Origin of the sequence: Kitasatospora sp. NPDC056181 (genome assembly GCF_042266225.1) — a bacterium.
Taxonomy (GTDB): domain Bacteria; phylum Actinomycetota; class Actinomycetes; order Streptomycetales; family Streptomycetaceae; genus Kitasatospora.
Genome location: NZ_JBHJUK010000305.1, coordinates 1 through 2628, shown reverse-complemented (window position 1 = coordinate 2628; position 2628 = coordinate 1). Strand labels below are relative to the sequence as shown.

The 2628-nt window shown below is 72.1% G+C and carries 2 protein-coding genes and 1 pseudogene; all 3 read left to right on the top strand.

Translation table 11 applies throughout. The features are described 5' to 3' along the window. A partial coding sequence (locus ACFC1F_RS43045; RefSeq protein ID WP_376167262.1) for a hypothetical protein occupies positions 1-227 on the top strand: 227 nt, incomplete at its 5' end. 361 nt (positions 228-588) lie between these two features. Then, positions 589-717, top strand: coding sequence for a hypothetical protein (locus tag ACFC1F_RS43040; protein ID WP_376167260.1), 129 nt, complete (start codon positions 589-591; stop codon positions 715-717). After that, positions 714-2628 (top strand): annotated as a pseudogene (locus ACFC1F_RS43035) (hypothetical protein); the annotation flags it as partial. The gene ACFC1F_RS43040 and the pseudogene ACFC1F_RS43035, both read left to right, overlap by 4 nt.

Here is a 2628-nt window from a genome sequence, read left to right as displayed (position 1 = left end):
AGCCGGCCTCGCCGGTCGTCGCCTCGTCCGGATGGCTGTCGGCGGCCGGGGCCCGGGGCGGGGCGGTGGTGATGGTGGTGCCGCCGGGCACGTGGCCGCCCGGGCTGATGAACCTGGCACCGCAGGAACGGATCGACGTCTTCACCCGGCGCCTGGAGGAAGCCCGGGAAGCCGGCCTGGTGCTGCACGGCATCGCCGCATTCGACACCGGCCCGGCCGACCGCTGATCGAACTCGCCGACGGCCGCCCTTGCGCCCGCGGGACAGACACCACGGCCAGTCACCTCCGCAGCGGCAGATCGCCGCGGCGGTCTCCCGGACAGGCAGCGGAGCTGCGCTGGCCGACTACCGTCGGCGGTGATCGTTGGGTGCGAGGCGTGGGCCGAAGCGCGGTGCGCGGGCACCGGCGAGGAGGGCGAGTTTGCAGACCCGGTGGCGCTGGCCGGCGTAGGGGGCGAGGAGCTCCAACATCTCGTCATCGGTGTTGCGCGCCCGCCCGGTGAAGAAGTGGCCGATGTGGTTGGCGAGATGGAAGTCCCCGACGAGATGCGGACACCGTAGAGCCGTTCGGGCGGCCGGGGTTGGGGCCGTGAGCGTCGGGCTGTTCGACCTGCCCTCGCACGCGCGCGGCGAAATTCGGTTCGCCGCAAATGAATTGGTTTTCCTGCGCACCGGCGACGAGGCCTGGCAGACTGCGTGGCCGTGCCATCAGATGTGAGCGAGCTGCGCGGCTGGTTTATGGGGCTGGAGGATGACCAGCTCAGCCGCCTCCTGCAGATCCCGACGGAGCTCCCTGCCGCGGCGGGTATCCGCACGCAGGGCAGGACTCGGGGAAACGGCTGGAGACGACGCGAGCTGCGCGCTGCGCGGGCTTTCCTCGCGACCGCGCCCCTCGCCAGGCTGCGGCGGATCGCCTACCAGGCCGGCGGGTACGCGGCCCATCTGCTGGCTGAGGGCTACGACTACCCGGAACGGGAGACGGTCGCTCCCAGCCCGGAACAGCTGAGGCAGATGCTGTCAGCCCTCGAACCGACTCTGGCCCGTGCCTACCTTCACGCCCTGGCTGAACTCGAGCCGTCGGTCCTGGGACAGGGCGGAGAACAGCTGCCTGATCTCGTCGCATGCGCTGACACACCAGGCGAACCGGTTGAATGCCGCTGCGGCAACACGGCGAGGGAACCGTCCGGTCCCTCCACCCCGTCCGATCCTTCCGCCCCGACCTTCGAGCCAGAGAGCGACGATCAGGTGAACAACCAACCCGCCACCGCTGCGGAACTGTCGCTCTCCGTCGACATGTTGCGTGAGACCGCGAGCGAGCTGGCGGTCCGGCTTCGCGCCTCCGCGGACCTCACCGAGGCCGGACGGCCCGTCGAGTCGGCTCTGGAGGACGCTTTGTCCGCCTATACCGGTGCCCGGGCCGCGCTGCGCGACGTGCTGGAGGCGGCAGGGACCCGATGGACCGTGGACGGGGACTTCACAGACCTCGACCGGATCGTGGCTGAGCTCGCCGCAGCGGAGGAGGACGCCCGTACCCGCGAGGCCCGCATCGCCGAGCTCCGGACCAGGCACGGGATGTACGCCGATCTCCTCGGCCAGGAGGAGGACGAGATCGCCCGCGCCCATTTGACCCAGCTACGCGACCGGATCGCCGAACAGCTCGGGGAACTCGTGGGGGAGTGGCCCGCGGATGCCGATCCGGCTCTGCCGCACCAGCGATCCGTGGCCGAGGACGACGCGACCGGCCGGTACCCGCAGGACGGTGCCGTGACGGTCGAGGACCTGGCTGAGGTTTCGGACACCGACACGTCGTCGGCGTCGGTCCCGCAGATCGGCGCGGTCGTGGAGGGACCGGATCTCCAGAGTCAGGAGCAGGAGACCGACGCGGACCCCGACGTCACCACCGACGACGCCCTCGGAACCTCCAGCGCGCCGGAGCCCACCACCGCAGAGTCCGAGCCGGAGCCGGCCCAGGAGTTCGCTGCCACGCCCGAGCCGGAGCCCGAGAACACGCCGGAGCCGGAGCCGGAGCCGGAGCCCGAGCACACGCCGGAGCCGGAGCCCGCGCCGAGGCCGGCCGAAGCACCCGCAGTGAGCGCGGAACGTGCCGAGGGCGAATCCCCGGACCCGGAACCGGGCGAGCGCGTCGCGTACCAGCCCTGGTCCCAGCCCATGCAGGGCCGGCTCCCGGTCGAGACCCTCATCCGCCAGGGCCGCCTCGCGGAGGCCTACTGGTTCACCCGGGGTTCGGACGAGTCCACGCTGCGTTCCGACACCTTGGCCTTCGCTGAAGCGGCGTTCGCCTGCGACGACGAGTCCGCCGCCACCGCGGTGCTAATTGCCTTCGGCCGCAGCGCCGCGGAGTTCCGGGACGACCGGATCGCTCAGGTAGCCGTCACCGTGGCGGCGCTGCGGGCGGGCCTGGTGGCGGGGTGGCCCAACGACATGCTCAGCCAGGGAGACCCGGGCGCGGGTCTGCCCGAGCCCTGGGCCCGCCTCGTCGACGCCGCCACGCAGACCGTCCGGCACTGCCGCCGCCTCGACCCCAGCGGGGGATGGCTGGTCGACTCCACCCTCCCCGGCGTGACCCGGGAGCAGCTCGGCGAGGAAGCCGAGGGCCTCCTCGCCGAGC